Origin of the sequence: Plantibacter sp. LMC-P-059a (genome assembly GCF_030209505.1) — a bacterium.
Classification (GTDB): Bacteria; Actinomycetota; Actinomycetes; order Actinomycetales; family Microbacteriaceae; genus Plantibacter.
Genome location: NZ_JARVRZ010000006.1, coordinates 78,916 through 97,495 on the forward strand (window position 1 = coordinate 78,916; position 18,580 = coordinate 97,495).

Below are 18,580 nucleotides of genomic sequence, written 5' to 3' on the forward strand. Positions count from 1 at the left end.
CGGCGAGTCGACAGAAGTCGGTCGAGATGGTTGACTGTGCCCCATGAACGAGCCGCAACGCCCCTCCCCCGGAGCACCGGGCGCCGGTGACCTCTTCCAGCTCTTCCGGAGCGGTGAGGCGCGGACGAAGTCCGAGCTCTGCACCCTCACCGGGCTGGCACGATCCACCGTGTCACTGCGCATCGACGCCCTCGTCGACGCCGACCTCCTCCGCCCGGCCGGAGAAGCGGCGTCGTCAGGCGGCCGTCCGCCGGCCCGGATCGCGTTCAACCCGCTCGCGCGTGTCGTGGTCGCCGTCGACCTCGGCGCGACGCACGGGACGGTCGCCGTCACCGACCTCGCCGGTTCCATCCTCGCGACGAGTCGGGCAGAGCTCGAGATCTCCGCCGGCCCGGAACCTGTCCTGGACTGGGTCGTCGACGCGGCGACCGCGCTCCTCGCCGACCCGCTCGCCTGGACGACGCCGCAACCCACCACCCCGCTCGTCATCGGCATCGGCGTCGGCCTGCCGGGTCCGGTCGAGCACTCCACGGGCCGCCCGACGAATCCGCCCATCATGCCCGGATGGGACCGCTTCGACGTACCCGCCTACATCCGCCGGACGATCGACGTCCCCGTCCTCGTCGACAACGACGTCAACGTCCTCGCCCTCGGCGAGCACGCGATCTCCTGGCCGGACACCGACGACCTCGTGTACGTGAAGGTCTCGACCGGCATCGGCGCCGGCATCATCGCCGGTGGCGAACTCCAGCGGGGCGCGCTCGGTGCCGCGGGCGACATCGGGCACGTCCAGGTTCCCGTCGGCCGCGACTCGCCCCGCCCGGTCGACGACGAACGCGACCTCGAAGCCATCGCGAGCGGACCCGCGATCGCCACGGCGCTCCGAGCCCAGGGGGTCGAGGCCTCCAGCAGCCGCGACGTCGCCGCCCTCATCCACGCGGGAGACCGGGCGGCGATCGAGACGACGCGGCAGGCCGGCCGGGAGATCGGCGAGGTCCTCAGCGTCGTCGTGAACCTCCTGAATCCGTCCGTGATCGTCCTCGGCGGCACCATGACCCGGGCGGGCGGGCATCTCCTCACCGGCGTCCGCGAAGTCGTCTACCGTCGGTCCATGCCCCTCGCCACCGGACACCTCGGCATCGTCACCTCGACGGCCGGCGAGGAGGCCGGCGTGCTGGGAGCCGCGATCATGGTGCTCCGCGAAGCGCTGTCGGCCCCCGCCATCGATGCGATGACTCAGCCGCGGAGCCCGGTCGACGCCGCATCGAGCTGACGCGCATCCTCCCCGGCTGCGACGACACCCGCGCCGTCGTCCGACCGACCGACCGTGAGGGCCTCGGCCAGGCCGTACCCGACCAGCCAGAGCAACGCGATCGTCATCGCCGCGAACTCCAACCAACTGCCGACCTGCTGCCCGATCTCGGCGAGCGACAGCAGACCGCCGATGCCGGCGACGACCGCGACGGCCGCCCCGGCGATCCATGACACGCGTCGGACGACCCGGAGCCGGGCGCCGATCGCGGAGCCGATCATGGCGAGGCAGGCGAGCGTGAACCCGAGCACCGCGAAGGAGATGTGCACCGCGTCCTGCACGGTGAACAGCGGGCTCGAGGGGATCGGGCACTCGTAGGTGCAGGTCACCTGCGAGGCGACGAAGAAGCAGACGCTCGAGCCGGCCACGAGCAGCCAGGGGACGAGGATGCCCGCGACCCGGGACGGCTTCGGGCTCCCGTTGCCAGGGCGCGCCGCGCGCTGCAGTGCCACCGCGATGCTGAGACCGCCGACCGCCACCATGAGGAGCGCCGCGTTGAACACGGGGGCCGTCACCTCACCGGTGGCACCGAGCCCGCTCACATAGCTGTTCTTGGCCAGGCTGAGCCGTGCGGCCCAGATCAGGATCGCGGCGACCACGACGAGGACGCCACCCACGGCGGCGAACACGAGGGCGGGTCTACGACGGTCTCGTGACCGGGTGTCCGCGCCGAGACCCGGTGCGGGCGACATCGTGCGGCTCACCCTCGGATCAACCGGGTCCGACTGAGGGCGATCACCGCGCACCCCATGAGGCCGATGAATCCCGCGATGGCGATGATGTACACGATCACCGCGCCGACCCCGCCGGGCTGAGCCGGGTTGAGGAACGGGTACGGGTACCAGCCGACGATCGAGCCGCGGATCATCGTGTAAACGGTCCAGACCAGCGGGAACGCGATGATCCCCCACACCTGTCGCCACTCCAGCCGGGACTTCCCGGGCGTGACGATCCAGACGACCACCAGGTAGATGGGCGCGATGAGGTGCAACACCTCGTTCGACCACCCGAGGGTGTGTCCCTGGTCGAGCTGGATGCCGCGGAGCAACAGGTTGTAGACCACGCCGGTGGTCGCCATGTAGGTGACGACGCTGCCGAGGAGCAGGTTGTACCAGGCGGGATCGCGTCGCATCCGGAAGCAGAAGCCTGCACCGATCAGGAGCACGATCGCGCTCAACGCGTTCGAGAGGATCGTGAAGTAGCTGAAGAAGTTCACGACGAAGTCCGCCGGGGCATCGCCGAAGGACAGCGTGTAGACGAACTGTCCGACGATCGCGGCGATGATCAGCCCGCCGGCGAGGATCCTGATGACTCCGAACAGTGCGCGCATGGCGCCACTGTATCGGACCGACCGGGCGGCCCCGCAGTACTCCACACCCGTCGTGTCCCTCGACGTGGGGGAATCGTTTCCACCCAATTGACACCGCCGTAACAGCGCCGACTCATTCGGCGGCTTTGATGAGAACAGAGCCGGACCACGTGCCGGAGCGAGACTCGTCGCCGAGCCGACCTCCGTCGGGTGGAGTGTTCGGGGGACGAACGACGAAGGGGTACTCGATGCGTCAAGGAGCCGGACATTCCTGGTCACTGGCGACCGCCACCGATGCGGTCAAGCCGGCACCGGAGCACATGCGGGCCGCGGTGATCGACACGGTCGGCAGTCCTGAGGTGTTCCACATGCAGACGATGCCGACGCCGAAGCCGGTGATGGCGGAGTTCCTCGTGCGTGTCGTCGCCGCCGGGGTGAACCCCATCGACGCGAAGACGCGCTCAGGGCGAGGGGTCTCCTCGGCCATCGAGACCATGCCGGCCGTCCTCGGCTACGACTTCAGCGGCATCGTCGTGGAGTCGCCGTTCGCGGCGTCCGGCCTCCTCCCGGGCGACGAGGTCTACGGCATGACCGCGTTCCCGCGGACCGGCGGCAGCTACGCGGAGTACGTCGCCGTCTCCTCGCTGAGCCTCACCCGGAAGCCGACGACGCTCTCGCACGTCGAGGCCGCCGGGGTACCGCTCGCGGCGCTCACCGCCTGGGGCATGGTCGTGGACGTCGCGAAGGCGCACGAGGGCCAGCGCATCCTGATCCACGCGGGCAGCGGCGGGGTCGGCCACTTCGCCGTCCAGTTCGCCACCTACTTCGGGGCACGGGTGATCGCCACCGGGTCCGGCCGGAACGTCGGCTGGTTGCGGGAACTCGGCGCCCACCAGGCCGTCGATCACGACGCGGTGCGGTTCGAGGACGTCGTGTCGCAGGTCGACGTCGTCATCGACCTCATCGGCAACACGGTCGACGACACGGGGACGCGATCCCTGTCCGTCCTGCGCCCGGGGGGACTCATCGTGAACGCGCCGACCGGGTCGTGGCCGACCCTCGTGGAGGATGCCCGAGCCGTCGGCGTCCGGGCCACCACGTTCCGGGTCGCCCCGGACGGTTCGACCCTCGACACCATCGGGCGTCTGCTCGAGTCCGGCGACGTGCGGGTCTTCGTCGACCAGGTGTTCGACCTCGACGAGGTGCACCAAGCCCACACCGTCCTCGAGGGCGGTCACGCCAAGGGCAAGATCGTCCTGAAGGTCGCCGACGGCTGAGCCCGCCCTTCGACAGGCTCAGGGACCGGGGTGGTTCACCCCGAGACCCGTTCCATCACGAAGTCGTCGTGCCGCTCAGAGCCGACGAGGAACGTCTTGCGGCCGGCGACCGTGAACCCGCTCTTCTCGTAGAAGCGGATCGCCCTCGCGTTCTGCTGGTTGACGCCGAGCCAGACGGAGGACGCGCCGTGCTGGAGGGCGTCGTCGAGCGTCGCCTCCATCAGCACACGGGCCACGCCCCCACCGTGCCCGTCGGCGAGCACGTACAGCTTGCTGAGCTCCACCGTCGGCCGGTGGGTGATCACGGCGATGACGTCCGGGTCGGTCGGTTCGCCGAACACGAGCATCGTGTACCCGACAGCCGTGCCGTCATCGGCGAGCAGCAACCGCACCGCCCGGTCGGGGCTGCGGAGGTACTCCTCGAAGTGTTCCAGGGTGAAGTGTTCCGCGATGAACGCGTCGATGTCCGCCTGCGTCGTCCCTGGTGGACAGGCGAGTCCGAAGGTCGCGGCGGCGAGGGTGGCGAGCGTCGCGGCGTCGTCGGCGGTGGCGGGGCGGGTGGAGACCATCCCCGCATCCTACGACGTCGCTTGCCGGCGGAGACGACGCTGACGCTGGAAACGACGAAGGCCCGGTCGCATTCCTGCGACCGGGCCTTCGTACGGGTGTGACTAGATGGAGTTGACGTCCAGCGGGATGCCGGGGCCGAACGTGGTCGACACGGCACCCTTCTGGATGTAGCGGCCCTTCGAGGAGGACGGCTTGAGGCGGAGGATCTCCTCGAGCGCGGTGTTGATGTTCTCCTCGAGCTGCGCGGCGTCGAACGACGCCTTGCCCACGACGAAGTGCACGTTGGAGTGCTTGTCGACGCGGAACTCGATCTTTCCGCCCTTGATGTCGGACACGGCCTTGGCCACGTCCGGCGTCACGGTGCCGGTCTTCGGGTTCGGCATGAGGCCACGCGGACCGAGGACCTTTCCGAGACGGCCGACCTTACCCATGAGCTCCGGGGTCGAGACCGCGGAGTCGAAGGAGGTGTAGCCCTCGGCGACCTTGGCGATGAGCTCGTCGCCACCGACCTCGTCAGCGCCGGCCGCGATGGCGGCCTCTGCTGCCGGGCCCGTCGCGAAGACGATCACGCGGGCGGTCTTGCCCGTGCCGTGCGGGAGGATGACCGTGCCACGGACCATCTGGTCCGCCTTGCGCGGGTCGACACCGAGCTTGAGGGCGACCTCGACGGTGCTGTTGAACTTGGCGGAACCGGTCTCCTTGGCGAGAGCGACTGCCTCGTTCGGCGTGTAGAACTTGTCAGCCTCGATCTTCTCGACTGCGGCCCGGTAGGCCTTCGACTTCTGTGCCATGTGCGTTCTCCTATGAGAAATGTGGTCATCTGCGCCTGGCCGGCGCTGCCACGAGTGAAAAAAGAGTCGTGCGTGGGTGTCGCCTTGGCGGCTCACCCGGTGCGGATCGGAAGGACTAGCCCTCGACCGTGATGCCCATGGAGCGGGCGGTGCCGGCGATGATCTTCGCGGCTGCGTCGATGTCGTTCGAGTTCAGGTCGGGAGCCTTCTGCTCGGCGATCTGACGGACCTGCTCCTTGGTGAGCTTCGCGACCTTGACGGTGTGCGGGGTACCGGAGCCCTTGGCGACGCCGGCGGCCTTCTTGATGAGCTCCGCTGCGGGCGGGGTCTTCAGGATGAAGGTGAACGAACGGTCCTCGTAGACGGTGATCTCGACGGGGATGACGTTGCCGCGCTGCGACTCGGTGGCCGCGTTGTACGCCTTGCAGAATTCCATGATGTTGACGCCGTGCTGACCAAGGGCGGGGCCGATGGGGGGAGCGGGGTTCGCGGCGCCGGCCTGGATCTGCAGCTTGATGAGACCCGTGACCTTCTTCTTCGGTGCCATGTTTCTTCCTTCTTCTGGGGTTCGAGCACCATCGGATGATGTGTGCTCTCCCGCGCGCCCGTCGGGCGGCGGTGGACTGGGGAGCCTGGTGGGCTAGAGCTTGGTGACCTGGTCGAAGCTGAGCTCGACCGGGGTCTCGCGCTCGAAGAGGGAGACGAGCACCGTGAGCTTGCCGCTCTCGGGCTTGATCTCGCTGATCGATCCGGGGAGACCCGCGAACGAGCCTTCCTTGATGGTGATCGTCTCGCCGATCTCGAAGTCGACCTCGGCGGGGATGACACGCTGCTGCGTGGCGCTGCCCTTGGTGCCGGAGCCCTTGGCGGGCGCGGTCTCCTTGACCTCGACGAGCGACTTCAGCATGTTGAAGGACTCTTCGAAGCGGAGCGGCGTCGGGTTGTGGGCGTTGCCCACGAAGCCGGTGACGCCAGGCGTGTGACGGACGACCGACCAGCTGTCCTCGTTGAGGTCCATGCGGACGAGCACGTAGCCGGGGATCCGGACGCGCGTGACCATCTTGCGCTGACCGTTCTTGATCTCGACGACGTCCTCCATGGGGACCTCGACCTGGTAGATGTAGTCCGCGACCTCGAGCGTCGACTTGCGCTGCTCGATGTTGGCCTTCACCTTGCGCTCGAATCCGGCGTAGGAGTGGATGACGTACCACTTGCCCGGCAGGAAGCGGAGTTCCTTGCGGAAGGCGTCGTAGGGGTCTTCCTCGGTCTCTTCAGCGGGCTCGGCGTCCGCTTCGGTGTCGGCGTCGAGCGGCTCGGCCTCCTCCTCGGCGATGGCCTCTGCTGCGGCTTCGACTTCGGCCGCCTCGTCGAGCTCGAGGGCGTCGTCGACGACGGCGTCGGCCTCGGGGTCGACGGCCTCGGCCATCGCGTCGAGCATGGCGTCGAGGTCGACCTCGGTGTCGCCGGTCCCTTCGACGTGGACGGCGTTGTGCTCAGCGGGGTCGACGGAGTGCTCGTCGGCCGAGAGCACGTTGCCCTCCTGGGCCTCGTCGTCCTCCGAGGACTGCTCGGCAGCGGTTGCCCAGTCGACGTCGTTCGAGTTTCGCTCAGACACTGATTTCCATTCCGTTTCTGTAGTGCGGATCACGGTTGATCCCGGCCGCGGCGCCAGAGGCTGGCGCGTGACGGCGGTGTCGCCGTCGGTGATGATGGAGCCCGGGTACCGGGCCGGAGCACCGGAACCTGAGCGGGACTAACTCGCGGTGCCGAACACCAGGGTGACGACCCAGGCGAAGACGAAGTCGATGCCGTAGACGAGGGCCATCATGATGCAGACGAAGATGAGCACGACAGCCGTGTAGCTGAGGAGTTCCTTCCGCGTCGGCGTGACGACCTTCTTGAGTTCCGCGAAGACCTGCTTCAGGAACAGGACGATGCCCGAGAAGAAGCCGCGCCGTTCGGCACGGTCCGCCTTCGCCTTGACGACGACGTCCTCACCGGGCGTGTCGGTACTCTTCGGGGCCACTCGTTACACCTTTCGTGTGCCGGTGCATATGCACCGACTCGCAGGGCGGACAGGACTTGAACCTGCAACCTGCGGTTTTGGAGACCGCTGCTCTACCAATTGAGCCACCGCCCTTCAGTGCTGTTGCACTGGAGGGGTCGAATCTACCCCGACTTGCTGCACCGTGCCTGACATCGCGAGGATGGAAAACAGGCGCAGAAAATCATGGCAGATTTCAACTACCTCCATCCAGTGTACGGCACGGCTGCCCGGCTGTAAAACCGGCGAGCGGCCGCCCTCCGGGTGCGGGTCAGTGACGGCCGGCGGCGGCGTGATCGTGCACCTCCCCAGCCGAGAGGACCTGGTAGGAGATCGCGATCGCATCGAGGTCTCCGACGAACCAGGACGACGTCGGGGCGTTCGGCCAGTCCGCGGGGACCTCGTCGAAGCCGATGCGCCAGTAGCCCAGCGTCTCCTGCGTGATGGCCGCCGGGTCGGTCCCCACGAGGTCGCCGTCGAGGTAGAGCGCCATGCCCGTCTCCGGCGAGGACGTCGCGGCGACGTGGTGCCATGCGCCGTCGACGACGGATTCCGAGGTGGTGATGGCGTGCATGCTCGTGTCCAGGATGCCGAAGCTCAGATGCCCGTCCGGCCCGATGTAGACGTGCCGGTCGCTGATGACCGACCCCACCGCCTGCTCGTTCCCCAGGCCGAGCACCTGCCCCTGCGCGCGAGTGGTCCGGAACCATGCCTCGAGCGTGAAGGCGATGGGGGTCACGGTCGCTGGAGCCGTCGTGATCTGCGTGCCGCTTGAGCCGTCGAGTCGCACGAACGGACTGTCGCCGCAGCCACCCGCAACCCGCGAGGCTGCGCTTCCCAGCGAGGCGGTCCAGGGACCCGTGCCGTGGTTGACCACCGCGGTACCCTCCGGCTCGTTGAAGTCGAAGTCGATCAGCGGGGAGCTGAACGGCGCGTTGAAGCAGGAGAACGTGCCCGCGGCGAGGCGGTTGCCGGCCGCCTCGGTACTCGCCGCCCAGCTCGCTCCAGCCGTCGGCAGGACGGACGAGACGGCGAGCGCCGCGGCGAGCACCACGCCCGCGGTGGGGAGGGCGGCGCGGAGTGGCCCCTCCGGCGATCGGGGTGCGGAGTCGTCGCCCAGGAGCCGGCGCGTCCTGAGGACCGCTGAGCCGACCGCCACCGCAAGGAGCCCCGAGAGCACGAGCGGGAGCCAGTCCCCCGCTCGTGCCCAGACGATCGGGAGACCGATGAACGGCACCCGGAGGACGCCGACACCACGCACGGCCGCGTCGTCGACCAGGAGTCGATCCGGCTGCCGGTTGGCGTCACCCTGCAAGCGCAGACCTCCGGACTCCCGCTCCACCAGGCGGTGGAGGAGGAGTGACCCGTCGGTGGCCGGATCATCGACGAGCACCACCTGGCCGCTGCCCACCTCGTCACCGTCGATCGGCATCGAGACGACGACGTCGCCCGTGAGGATGCGCGGTTCCATCGACCCGGAGGCGACGGTCGTCGGGATCCAGCCCGCGAGCCTCGGAACCGCGGCCCAGGCGAGGAGGCACAGGGCGAGCAGTGCGAGGACGCGAGCGGTGAGCGCGACGGCTGCCAGCACCTGCGGCCACAGGCGCTGACGGAACGATGTGTCGTTCACGAGGACTCCAGGGGTGTCGAGGGCGGCGGGTGGAGGAGGCGACGGCGGATGCCCTCGGTCTCGGACCAAGGGCACCCCGGTCGGCTCAGGACGTGGCCGTGCGACCCTCCCAGACGAGGTCGACGGTCGCGGATCCGCCCTGGACCGTGTTCGGGGCGTCGTCGGTCAGCGTGTAGGAGACCTTGAAGACGCGCTCCTCCCCGCCGCCGTCGGATGCCCACGAGCCGACACCCGACGCGTGGTCGACGGCGGCGGAGGCGAGAGCGGCCAGCGTGCCGCTGTAGACGGTGGCGCCCGACGCCGCAGGGACGAAGTCCTCGCAGGACCCGTACCCGCCGCCGGCGCCCTGGACGATCTCGAGCTGGAGGTACCGGTCGAGGCCCTGCTCCTGGGCGGCGTTGTCGGTGTAGAGGCGGATGTCCGATTCGAGTGATCCGTCGGAGGTGATGGCGATGCAGTTCTCGCCGGTCGAACCGGGCTGGAGGTCCTCGGCGGCGAACATGGCCGCGCCGGAGTCGTCGTCGGCGAGGGAGATCGCTCCTGCGCTCCAGGCGTTGCCGGTGTTGTCGGTGGAGGACGTGAACGCGGAGTAGGACGCCGTCGAGACGATGACGCCGCTCGCCAGGACGGCGACGGGAAGCGCGGCCCAGCGGACGAGGCGGCGGGAGCGGGGGGACAGAACGGTGGTCATGTGATTCTCCAGAGTCGGGCCGGGATCGGCGTGGGTTGACCTACGTAATATTTCACATCTGCAACTGAAATACAACACCTGACGGAGATTTGATAGCGTGGAGGTCGACCAGACGGACGCGAACGAGGGGGGACGATGAGCAGCGCAGACGAACACCGACCGACCACGATGGGCGCGGATGGCAAGGACGACCGCAGGATCCCCGCTCGCTTCGCGGACGACAGCCCGCTTCCGGGCGCTTCGGCACTGCAGGCCTTCAGTCGATTCTGGGCGCGTTACCCGATCTTCACGGGACGCGCGAGCCGCAGTGAGTTCTGGTGGTGGACGCTCCTCAACGCGGTGATCGCCCTGGCACTCCTCGCCATCGGGCGGGCCGTCGACGTCTCCACCGGCATGACCTCGGCGTTCTGGGAGGGCGACCTCTCCGAGGGGCCGCCCTGGGGTGCCCAGAGCGTCCTGTACGGGCTCTGGGGACTCGCGACGATCATCCCCGGCCTGTCACTCGGCGCCCGACGCATGCACGACACCGATCACAGCGGGTGGTGGCAGCTGATCGCCCTGGTCCCGATCTTCGGATGGTTCTTCTTCATCTGGCTCGCGGCACAGCCGAGCGACGCGGGTGGCGCACGGTACGACACCGGGCCGCACCGTGACGCCGAGCAGATCAGGCCGACTCCTCCGCAGTGACCTGGCGCGCCGGGCGGACCGTGTCGGCGAGCGCGGCCACGACGAGCGCCGCGGTGCAGAGGCACCCGAGCGCGAGTTCGCCCAGGTTCGGCACGAGGACGGCGGCGAGCGCACAGACGGTGAGCGCACCGAGCCCGATGAGCGGGGCGGCGGGCAGGGCCCGGTCGACGACGAAGCGGAAGAGCAGGAGGCCGACGAGGTAGAGCGCCGGGCCACCGACGATGACGACACCTCCGGCGAGTTCGACCGCGGCGGCGGGCCGGTCCAGGATCTCCTTGTCGCCCACCGAGACGAGCACGATCCCGGCCACGATCACGACGTGGGCGTAGCTGTAGCCGTCTCGCGCAATGCGTCCGAGACGACCCGGACCGCGGCGTTCGGGCAGGTGGTCCTTCGCTCGGTCGGCCTCCTCCTCGGCGGCCTCCACCGCGTGTCGCCCCACGGCCTCGGTGCGGTGGAAGTACAGCCACCACAGGGCGGCGGCGGAGACGAAGGCGCTCAGCATGGCGACGACCGCCTCGGGTGACGTCTCGAGTTCGACGAACGCGAACCCGGTGACGAGCAGCGATTCACCGATGGCGATGATGATGAACAGGGACGCCCGCTCCGAGAGGTGCGCGCCGGAGAGGTCCCAGCTCTCGACCTCCGACCGTTGCATGCCCGGGAGGCGGAAGCCGAGCGCCCCACCGCCGTACTCGATGGCGACCGCCGCCACCCAGAACGGGAGCTGCCACTCGGTGGGCACCAGCGCTCCCGCGATCCAGAAGACCCCGGCGAGCGCCGCCCAGACCAACACTCGGGCGAAACTCAGGGCGACGTCGCGGTCATGCCGCCAGGTCGCGACCACCATGAAGAGGGTGCGGATGAGCTGCAGCACGACGTACGCGACCGCGAACGCCAAGGCACGATCCGCGAAGGACGCCGAGACGGAGACCGCGGCCACGAAGGCGAGCAGTCCGAAGCCGATGAGGGCGAGCCGCACGGCGAGGCGTTCCGGGTCGAGCCAGTTCGTGACCCAGCTCGTCGAGACCCACGACCACCACAGCGCGAGGATGAGGACGACCGACTCGAGCGCCGCGATCACGCTCTGGTCGTCGGCGATGAGCTTGCTCAACTGGGTGAGTGCGAAGACGAAGACGAGGTCGAAGAAGAGCTCGACGAAGGTCACGCGCTCGGCGCGCTCCCCGGATTCCGGACGGCGGAGATCCGAGGCGAGGCCGAATCGGGAAGCTGGCATGTCCGTATCCTGACAGGCTTCGTCAGGATCGCCCGCGCGTCGATGCCCCGATGGGACCCGGCACCGACGCCTCCCCCTCGGATTCGTCGGTACCGGGCCGTGCTCGCCGCGAGCTGCGGGGACAGAGCTTGACGAGCACGCATTGATCTTAGCGACTGGAATGCGAGAAGCACAAGGTTCAAAAGCCTCATCGGAATACCCGTCGACGATCGACGGTTGCCTCCTGAGGCTGCGTCGTCCGCGCGCACCGCACCCCCACGAAAGGCACCACCCGTATGGATCTCTTCGCCCCCGTCCGTCTCGGCGACCTCGAGCTCGCCAACCGCGTCGTCATGGCACCGCTCACGCGGATGCGTTCCGGAGCGGACGGCGTCCCCGGCGACCTCGTCGCGGAGCACTACGGACAGCGCGCGGGCCTCGGGCTCATCATCACCGAGGGCACCTACCCGAGCGCCGAGTCGCGTTCCTACCCGGGGCAGCCGGGGATCGTCACCCCCGAGCAGGTCGCCGGTTGGCGCGGCGTCGCGGACGCCGTGCACGGCGCCGGCGGCCTCATCGTCATGCAGCTCATGAACGGCGGCCGTGTCTCGCACACCGACATCACCGGCACCGACCGCATCGTCGCGCCCAGCGCCATCGCGATCGCCGGCGAGGTCCGCACCCCGGCCGGCGCACAGCCCTACCCGGTGCCGCACGCCCTGACGACGGAGGAGCTGGACACGGTCCGTGACGAGTTCGTCCAGGCCGCCCGGAACGCGATCGAGGCCGGGCTCGACGGCGTCGAGCTCCACGCCGCCAACGGCTACCTGCTGCACCAGTTCCTCTCCCCCGTCTCCAACGTCCGCACGGACCGCGCCGGCGGAAGCCCGGAGGCCCGCGCCGGGTACGTCGCGGAGGTCGTCCGCGCCGTGGCCGAGGCCGTCGGCGCAGCACGCGTCGGCATCCGCATCTCCCCGATGAACGGTGCCGGCGACACGGCGGAGACCGACGAGGCCGACGTCCGTGCCACCTACGGGTCGCTGCTCGACGCCCTGGCCCCCCTCGGGCTCGCCTACCTCAGCATCCTCCACGAGGAGCCGGCCGGTGCCCTGGTGCAGGACCTCCGCGGTCACTTCGGCGGCAACCTCATCGTGAACAGCGGCTTCGGCACGGTCACGACCCGCGAGGAGGCGATCGCGCTCGTCGAGCACGCCCACGCCGACGCCGTCGCCGTGGGCCGTCTGGCCATCGCGAACCCGGACCTCGTCGAGCGCTGGGCGGGCGAGCACGAGGAGAACACGCCGAACCCGGCGACCTTCTACGGCCCGGGCGCCGAGGGCTACACGGACTACCCGCGCCTCGCCAGCTGATCCACTCGACCTGAGGCGCCTCGTCACCCCGCGGACTGCGGTGTGACGGGGCGCCTCAGCTCACTCCGCTGCAGGTGGGGCATGAGACTCCAGGAACTCGTACACCTCGACGGGGTCGACCCCGGGGAACGACCCCGTCGGCAGTGCCGCGAGCAGACTCGTCGGGGTCCGCGCCGCCGGCCACGCCTGCCCCGCCCAGCGTTCGGCGAGCGCCGGTGACGCGCGTCGGCAGCACCGCTCGTCCGGGCAGTTCGACGTGGCCCGGTGCGGCGTCTCGCGGCCTCGGAACCACTTGACGTGCGCGAACGGCACGCCGACGCTCACCGAGTACTCCCCCTCCTTCGCCCGCTCGATGCGCGAGGTGCACCAGAAGGTACCGGTGTCCATGTCGGTGTACTGGTACCAGGGGCTGAAGCGGTCCTCGACGTCGAAGACCGTCCTGGCCGTCCAGTTGCGGCAGACGGGTGAGCCCTCGACCGCGCCGAGGACGTCGGATGGGAAGGTCACCCCGTCGTTCTCGTACGCCTTGATGATCGTCCCCGACTCGTGCACCTTCATGAAGTGCACCGGGAGGCCGAGGTGCTTCGTCGCGAGGTTCGTGAACCGGTGCGCCGCCGTCTCGTAGGACACGGCGAACGCGTCGCGCAGGTCCTCCATCGAGATGCGTCGCAGTTGCTTCGCCGCGCCGAGCACCCGGACGGCGTCGCGCTCGGGCAGCAGCAGCGCGGCCGTCAGGTAGTTGGTCTCGACGCGCTGCCGCAGAAAGTCGGCGTAGTTTCTCGGTTCCTCGTGTCCGCAGACGTGGCTGGCGAAGGCCTGCAGGATGGGTGACCGCGAGTCACGCGACACCGACGGCTCGGTCGGCAGGTAGATCCGTCCGTTCCGCCGATCGGTGACCGACCGGGTCGAATGCGGCAGGTCGGAGACCGAGTGGAGCGAGTACCCGAGGTACTGCGCCATCTCCGAGACGGTCTGGTGCGAGACCGGCCCGCCGGTGTAGCCGACGGCGTCGAGGAGCCCCTTCGCGACGGCCTCGAGCTCGGGGAAGTAGTTGTCGGCGGCCCGCATGTCCGCTCGCAGGGCCGCATTCGCCCGGCGCGCCTCCTCCGGCGTCGCCGCACGTTCACGGTGGAGTCTCGCGACCTCGTCGTGGAGCGCGAGGACGGTCCGCAGGGTCTCGTCGGCGGTGCCGCGCGAAACACGGATGGGGGCGATCCCGAGCGCGGAGAAGACCGGCCCCCGCTGTGCCCGCTCGACGGCGATCTCCAGGGCGGCCCGCTCGCTCGGTGGCTCCTCGCGCAGGAGGTCGTCGACCGAGGTGCCGACGGCCGCCGCGATGAGGCGCAGCGTCGCCAGGCTCGGCTCGCGGTGCCCGTTCTCGACGGCCGACGCCTGCGACGGAGCCCGGTCCATCGCGCGGGCGAGGTCGTCGAGCGTGAGGCCGGCGCGCAGGCGGGCGTCGCGGATCCGGCGCCCGAGGACGAGGGCGTCGGCGTGGTCAGGGGCGGCGTCACCAGGGGAGGCGGAGCCGGGTGGAGCAGCGACGGTGCTGGTCATGGGGATCATGCTCACACGGCCCGATTGTTCCGGCAACCAGAAGGTCGGCCGTTCTTCTGCTCACGGATCACGGCCGTCGGGGTTCCGGCGGGCACAGGATCGGTCCCACAGCATCTCCAGACCGACCGCATCCGACCCTCAGGAGCCACCGTGAGCACCGCCGCCACCAGCCCATCCGACCACCGCAGCCCGCTCCGTGCCGGCGACCAGACGCAGACCGCCGAGGAGCTGCAGGAAGAGTGGGACACCGACCCGCGCTGGGACGGCGTCCGCCGTGACTACACCGCGGCCGACGTCATCCGCATCCGAGGCGGTGTCCGCGAGGAACCGACCCTCGCCCGTCGCGGCGCCGAGCGACTGTGGAATCTCCTCCACACCGAGGAGTGGGTGCCGGCTCTCGGAGCCCTCACCGGCAACCAGGCCGTCCAGCAGGTCAGGGCGGGCCTCAAGGCCATCTACCTCTCCGGGTGGCAGGTCGCCGCCGACGCGAACCTGTCGGGACAGACCTACCCCGATCAGAGCCTCTACCCGTCGAATTCGGTGCCCGCGGTCGTCCGCCGGATCAACAACGCGCTCCTGCGAGCCGAACAGATCGACTTCGCCGAGGCACCTCTCGGCGGGGCCCCGGGACAGGAGGCGATCGACTGGCTCGCCCCGATCGTCGCCGACGCGGAAGCGGGCTTCGGCGGCCCGCTGAACGTCTACGAGCTCATGTCCGGCATGATCCAGGCCGGCGCGGCAGGCGTCCACTGGGAGGACCAGCTCGCGGCCGAGAAGAAGTGCGGCCACATGGGCGGCAAGGTCCTCGTGCCGACCGGCCAGCACATCCGGACGCTCAACGCGGCGCGGCTCGCGGCAGACGTCGCCGGTGTCCCCACGGTCGTCATCGCCCGCACCGACGCACTCGCCGCCACGCTGATCACGAGCGACATCGACGAACGTGACCAGCCGTTCCTGAACGGGAACCGCACCCCGGAGGGCTTCTACGAGGTGGAGAACGGCATCGGTCCGGTGCTCGCCCGCGGCCTCGCCTACGCGGAATACGCCGACCTCCTCTGGGTCGAATCCGCTGGGCCCGACCTCGACCTCGCCCGCCGCTTCGCCGAGGCCGTCCACGAGCGGTTCCCCGGTAAGAAACTCGCCTACAACTGCTCCCCCTCGTTCAACTGGCGGTCGCACCTCGACGACGCGCAGATCGCATCCTTCCAGCGCGAACTCGCCGCCATGGGGTACGCCTTCCAGTTCATCACCCTCGCCGGCTTCCACGCCCTCAACCACTCGATGTTCACCCTGGCGAGCGACTACCGGGAGCGGGCGATGAGCGCCTACGTCGACCTCCAGGAGGCCGAGTTCGCCTCAGCCGCCCACGGCTACACCGCCACGAAGCACCAGCGGGAGGTCGGCACCGGCTACTTCGACCTGGTCGCGACCGCCCTCAACCCCGGCAGCGCCACCCTCGCGCTCGCCGGATCGACCGAGGAACAGCAGTTCCACTGAGCCCAGTCCACCCGCGAGCCCTGAGACACACACCCGGTCCCCGACACCCACACCCGGTCCCCGCGACACACACCCGGTCCCTGCGACACACACCCGGTCCCTGCGACACACACCCGGTCCCTGAGCTTGTCGAAGGGCCACCATCCGAAACGGAGTCATCCCATGAACACCATCCTCGCCTCCCCGCCCGCGCCCACGACCGGACCGGTTCCGACGCAGCGCACCGGCCCCGCCATCGAGGTCGTCGGTCGACGCCTGGACCGCTCCGAGGAGATCCTCACATCGGACGCCCTCGCCTTCCTCGCCGAGCTGCACCAGCGGTTCGCGGGCGCCCGACACGATCGCCTCGCCGAGCGCATGCGCCGACGGTTCGAGATCGGCAACGGCCGTGACCCGAAGTTCCGCGACGACACCGCCGCGATCCGAGAGGACGCCTCCTGGCGGGTCGCCGGTGCCGGACCAGGACTCGAGGACCGCCGGGTCGAGATCACCGGACCGACCGACCCGAAGATGACCATCAACGCGCTCAACTCCGGGGCGGACGTCTGGCTTGCCGATCAAGAGGACGCCACGAGCCCGACCTGGGCCAACGTCATCGGCGGGCAGCTCTCACTCCGCGACGCGATCCGCGGCGAGCTGACGTTCACGAACGAGGCCGGCAAGGAGTACCGCGTCACGGCGACCGAGACACCCACGATCGTCATGCGCCCACGCGGCTGGCACCTGGTCGAGAAGCACTTGCGCTTCGTCGACCGCACGGGCGCCTCCATGGCGGCGTCGGGGAGCCTCGTCGACTACGGCCTGTACGTGTTCCACAACGCCGAGGCCCTTATCGCCTCGGGTCGGGGGCCGTACTTCTACCTCCCGAAGCTGGAGTCGAGCGAGGAGGCGAAGCTCTGGGACGACGTCTTCACCTTCACGGAGGAGCGCCTGGGACTGGTGCACGGCACGATCCGTGCGACCGTCCTCATCGAGACGCTGCCGGCGGCGTTCGAGATGGACGAGATCCTGTACGCGCTCCGGGACCACTGCGCCGGCCTCAACGCCGGACGGTGGGACTACATCTTCTCGATCATCAAGCACTACCGCGGTCGCGGAGCCCGTTTCGTCCTGCCCGACCGGAGCGAGGTCACGATGACGGTGCCGTTCATGCGGGCGTACACCGAGTTGCTCGTGCAGACCTGTCACCGCCGCGGCGCGCACGCGATCGGCGGCATGTCGGCCTTCATCCCGAACAGCCGGGACCCGGAGGCGACGGCGCGGGCCATCGAGAAGGTCTCCGCCGACAAGCGTCGTGAGGCGGCCGACGGGTTCGACGGGACCTGGGTGGCCCACCCGGGACTCATCCGGGCCGCGAGGGACGAGTTCGACGCGGTCCTCGGCGAACGCCCCAACCAACTCGAGCGACTGCGGGAGGACGTGTCCGTCACCGCGGCGCAGCTCCTGGACGTGCGCATCGGTCGCGCGGTCACCGACGCCGGCCTCCGCGACAACGTGTCGATCACGGTCCGCTACCTCGACTCCTGGCTGCGCGGGGTCGGCGCGGCGGCCATCGACGGACTGATGGAGGACGCCGCGACGGCGGAGATCTGCCGCTCGCAGATCTGGCAGTGGATCCACCAGGACGTCGTGACGGACGACGGCCGGCCGATCACCCGTGAGCGGGTCGAGGGCCTCCTCGACGAGCTGCTCGGCTCGCTCCCGCGGACCGCCGAGGACCGCTTCGACGACGCCGCCGAGCTGTTCCGCGAGGTGGCGCTCCGCGACGAGTTCCCGACCTTCCTCACCGTGCCGGCGTACACCCGTCACCTGGTCGACCCGGCGTAGGTGCGCGACGTCCAGCACTCCCGCCCGCCGCTCGTCGTCGGACGTCGCCCGGAATCGTTCCGGGGGCCTGACGGCGAGCGGCGGTGCATCCGTGCTCTGGCCGACCCGCAGCGGGCACCGTAGAGTCGGGCGTATGACCCAGAACGTGCAGGAAGCGACGCCCACCCGTCTCCCGTCCCTCGGCACGACCTCGCCGGAGCCGTCGACGGTGCCGCGCTGGAACGCGTCGAGCCGCTACGGCGCCTCACTCGTGGCCGTCGTCCTGGGTGGTTACCTCGCCATGCGCGCCGGATTGAACGTCATGTGGCTCCAGTCGGACGCCGATGTCATCGCCACCCTGCTCCTCCAGTTCTTCGTGGGCGGCGCGGTCCTCGTGGCCGGCGCTCTGATCGCCCCAGCCTCTCTGGCGCGACGCGTGCTCGCCTCCGTCGTCGTCGTGGCCGGTCTCGCGGTCCATGCGTTCGGGTCGGCGACGGCGACCATCGCGACGCCGCCGTTCCTGCTCTACGGATCGATGTCGGTCACGCTCGGCGCCGTCACCGCTGCCGCCGTCTGGCTGATCGTCCGTGGGCGATCCCTGCCGACCTTCGTCCTGCTGCTCGCCTTCGCCGCCGTCCCACTGCTGACCGAGCGCCTGAGTGACACCGTTTTGTCGGGCATCACCCGCGACGACCTGCTCACGGCGTTCTCCGCCGCCATCGGCGTCGGCGTGGCCTGGGCGGCAGCGGCCGTCGACGGCGCCCGGTCCCGATAGGGTCCGTTCCCGACAGGTCAGGTCCGCGTCACGCACTGTCCTCGCGAC

General features: G+C 69.7%; 18 protein-coding genes and 1 tRNA gene. 7 read left to right on the forward strand and 12 right to left on the reverse strand.

From position 1 onward, the window contains the following. Positions 1-43 precede the first annotated feature (43 nt). Positions 44-1,273, forward strand: a complete 1,230-nt coding sequence (locus tag QRN27_RS13665; RefSeq protein ID WP_285042697.1) for an ROK family transcriptional regulator — start codon at positions 44-46, stop codon at positions 1,271-1,273. Here QRN27_RS13665 and QRN27_RS13670 read toward each other — a convergent pair. Beyond that, on the reverse strand, positions 1,237-1,941 hold the full coding sequence (locus QRN27_RS13670; RefSeq protein WP_285042698.1) for a DUF998 domain-containing protein: 705 nt from the start codon (positions 1,939-1,941) through the stop codon (positions 1,237-1,239). The two genes, QRN27_RS13665 and QRN27_RS13670, sit on opposite strands and share 37 nt — an antisense overlap. 71 nt (positions 1,942-2,012) lie before the next feature. Continuing rightward, positions 2,013-2,642, reverse strand: a complete 630-nt coding sequence (locus tag QRN27_RS13675) for a Pr6Pr family membrane protein (RefSeq protein ID WP_285042699.1) — start codon at positions 2,640-2,642, stop codon at positions 2,013-2,015. Positions 2,643-2,941: 299 nt separating this feature from the next. On the opposite strand from QRN27_RS13675, the gene QRN27_RS13680 reads away from it, so the two are divergent. After that, complete coding sequence (locus QRN27_RS13680) at positions 2,942-3,898, forward strand: NADP-dependent oxidoreductase (protein WP_285043113.1); 957 nt, start codon at positions 2,942-2,944, stop codon at positions 3,896-3,898. Positions 3,899-3,933: 35 nt separating this feature from the next. Here QRN27_RS13680 and QRN27_RS13685 read toward each other — a convergent pair whose 3' ends face one another. The 8 genes from QRN27_RS13685 to QRN27_RS13720 all read right to left on the reverse strand — a co-directional run bounded on the left by QRN27_RS13685 (position 3,934) and on the right by QRN27_RS13720 (position 9,624). After that, positions 3,934-4,467: a GNAT family N-acetyltransferase gene (locus QRN27_RS13685; RefSeq protein ID WP_285042700.1), complete on the reverse strand. Its 534-nt coding sequence runs from the start codon at positions 4,465-4,467 to the stop codon at positions 3,934-3,936. 102 nt (positions 4,468-4,569) lie between these two features. Next, a complete protein-coding gene (rplA, locus tag QRN27_RS13690) occupies positions 4,570-5,259 on the reverse strand; it encodes a 50S ribosomal protein L1 (RefSeq protein ID WP_056014076.1) in 690 nt (229 codons plus the stop codon). Between the two features lie 115 nt (positions 5,260-5,374). Further along, entirely contained in the window at positions 5,375-5,806 is a 432-nt protein-coding gene (rplK, locus tag QRN27_RS13695; protein WP_056014074.1) for a 50S ribosomal protein L11, read from the reverse strand. A gap of 93 nt (positions 5,807-5,899) precedes the next feature. Continuing rightward, positions 5,900-6,874 (reverse strand): transcription termination/antitermination protein NusG, encoded by a 975-nt coding sequence (nusG, locus tag QRN27_RS13700; RefSeq protein WP_285042701.1) that lies wholly within the window; start codon positions 6,872-6,874, stop codon positions 5,900-5,902. Positions 6,875-7,012: 138 nt separating this feature from the next. Continuing rightward, positions 7,013-7,285, reverse strand: coding sequence for a preprotein translocase subunit SecE (secE, locus tag QRN27_RS13705; protein ID WP_056014068.1), 273 nt, complete (start codon positions 7,283-7,285; stop codon positions 7,013-7,015). Between the two features lie 41 nt (positions 7,286-7,326). Then, positions 7,327-7,399: transfer RNA gene (locus QRN27_RS13710), tRNA-Trp, on the reverse strand. Between the two features lie 175 nt (positions 7,400-7,574). After that, complete coding sequence (locus tag QRN27_RS13715) at positions 7,575-8,933, reverse strand: LamG-like jellyroll fold domain-containing protein (protein ID WP_285042702.1); 1,359 nt, start codon at positions 8,931-8,933, stop codon at positions 7,575-7,577. Positions 8,934-9,018: 85 nt separating this feature from the next. Continuing rightward, positions 9,019-9,624, reverse strand: coding sequence for a hypothetical protein (locus QRN27_RS13720; protein WP_285042703.1), 606 nt, complete (start codon positions 9,622-9,624; stop codon positions 9,019-9,021). A 135-nt stretch (positions 9,625-9,759) separates the two neighbouring features. Here QRN27_RS13720 and QRN27_RS13725 point away from each other — a divergent pair, with 135 nt between their 5' ends. Continuing rightward, positions 9,760-10,311: a DUF805 domain-containing protein gene (locus QRN27_RS13725; RefSeq protein ID WP_285042704.1), complete on the forward strand. Its 552-nt coding sequence runs from the start codon at positions 9,760-9,762 to the stop codon at positions 10,309-10,311. Here the strand turns inward: QRN27_RS13725 and QRN27_RS13730 are convergent. Further along, complete coding sequence (locus QRN27_RS13730; protein WP_285042705.1) at positions 10,289-11,548, reverse strand: low temperature requirement protein A; 1,260 nt, start codon at positions 11,546-11,548, stop codon at positions 10,289-10,291. The genes QRN27_RS13725 and QRN27_RS13730 overlap by 23 nt on opposite strands. A 275-nt stretch (positions 11,549-11,823) precedes the next feature. Between QRN27_RS13730 and QRN27_RS13735 the strand changes: the two genes are divergently transcribed. After that, positions 11,824-12,897 (forward strand): alkene reductase, encoded by a 1,074-nt coding sequence (locus tag QRN27_RS13735; RefSeq protein ID WP_285042706.1) that lies wholly within the window; start codon positions 11,824-11,826, stop codon positions 12,895-12,897. Between the two features lie 60 nt (positions 12,898-12,957). Here QRN27_RS13735 and QRN27_RS13740 read toward each other — a convergent pair whose 3' ends face one another. After that, positions 12,958-14,454 carry a helix-turn-helix transcriptional regulator gene (locus tag QRN27_RS13740; RefSeq protein WP_285042707.1) on the reverse strand — a complete coding sequence of 499 codons (1,497 nt, stop codon included), beginning with the start codon at positions 14,452-14,454 and terminating at the stop codon, positions 12,958-12,960. Positions 14,455-14,604: 150 nt separating this feature from the next. On the opposite strand from QRN27_RS13740, the gene aceA reads away from it, so the two are divergent. The 3 genes from aceA to QRN27_RS13755 all read left to right on the forward strand — a co-directional run bounded on the left by aceA (position 14,605) and on the right by QRN27_RS13755 (position 18,532). Next, entirely contained in the window at positions 14,605-15,951 is a 1,347-nt protein-coding gene (gene aceA, locus QRN27_RS13745; RefSeq protein ID WP_285042708.1) for an isocitrate lyase, read from the forward strand. Between the two features lie 162 nt (positions 15,952-16,113). Next, positions 16,114-17,778: a malate synthase A gene (aceB, locus tag QRN27_RS13750; protein ID WP_285042709.1), complete on the forward strand. Its 1,665-nt coding sequence runs from the start codon at positions 16,114-16,116 to the stop codon at positions 17,776-17,778. A 133-nt stretch (positions 17,779-17,911) separates the two neighbouring features. Further along, positions 17,912-18,532 (forward strand): hypothetical protein, encoded by a 621-nt coding sequence (locus QRN27_RS13755; protein ID WP_285042710.1) that lies wholly within the window; start codon positions 17,912-17,914, stop codon positions 18,530-18,532. Positions 18,533-18,580: the final 48 nt, after the last annotated feature.

Bases quoted from the DNA above. Each gene is read 5' to 3' on its own strand.
- QRN27_RS13720 (WP_285042703.1), bottom strand. From the start codon at position 9,624: ATGACCACCGTTCTGTCCCCCCGCTCCCGCCGCCTCGTCCGCTGGGCC.
- QRN27_RS13675 (WP_285042699.1), bottom strand. From the start codon at position 2,642: ATGCGCGCACTGTTCGGAGTCATCAGGATCCTCGCCGGCGGGCTGATC.
- QRN27_RS13665 (WP_285042697.1), top strand. From the start codon at position 44: ATGAACGAGCCGCAACGCCCCTCCCCCGGAGCACCGGGCGCCGGTGAC.
- QRN27_RS13740 (WP_285042707.1), bottom strand. From the start codon at position 14,454: ATGACCAGCACCGTCGCTGCTCCACCCGGCTCCGCCTCCCCTGGTGAC.
- QRN27_RS13735 (WP_285042706.1), top strand. From the start codon at position 11,824: ATGGATCTCTTCGCCCCCGTCCGTCTCGGCGACCTCGAGCTCGCCAAC.
- aceB (WP_285042709.1), top strand. From the start codon at position 16,114: ATGAACACCATCCTCGCCTCCCCGCCCGCGCCCACGACCGGACCGGTT.
- QRN27_RS13730 (WP_285042705.1), bottom strand. From the start codon at position 11,548: ATGCCAGCTTCCCGATTCGGCCTCGCCTCGGATCTCCGCCGTCCGGAA.
- QRN27_RS13725 (WP_285042704.1), top strand. From the start codon at position 9,760: ATGAGCAGCGCAGACGAACACCGACCGACCACGATGGGCGCGGATGGC.
- QRN27_RS13680 (WP_285043113.1), top strand. From the start codon at position 2,942: ATGCGGGCCGCGGTGATCGACACGGTCGGCAGTCCTGAGGTGTTCCAC.
- QRN27_RS13685 (WP_285042700.1), bottom strand. From the start codon at position 4,467: ATGGTCTCCACCCGCCCCGCCACCGCCGACGACGCCGCGACGCTCGCC.
- rplK (WP_056014074.1), bottom strand. From the start codon at position 5,806: ATGGCACCGAAGAAGAAGGTCACGGGTCTCATCAAGCTGCAGATCCAG.
- rplA (WP_056014076.1), bottom strand. From the start codon at position 5,259: ATGGCACAGAAGTCGAAGGCCTACCGGGCCGCAGTCGAGAAGATCGAG.
- QRN27_RS13755 (WP_285042710.1), top strand. From the start codon at position 17,912: ATGACCCAGAACGTGCAGGAAGCGACGCCCACCCGTCTCCCGTCCCTC.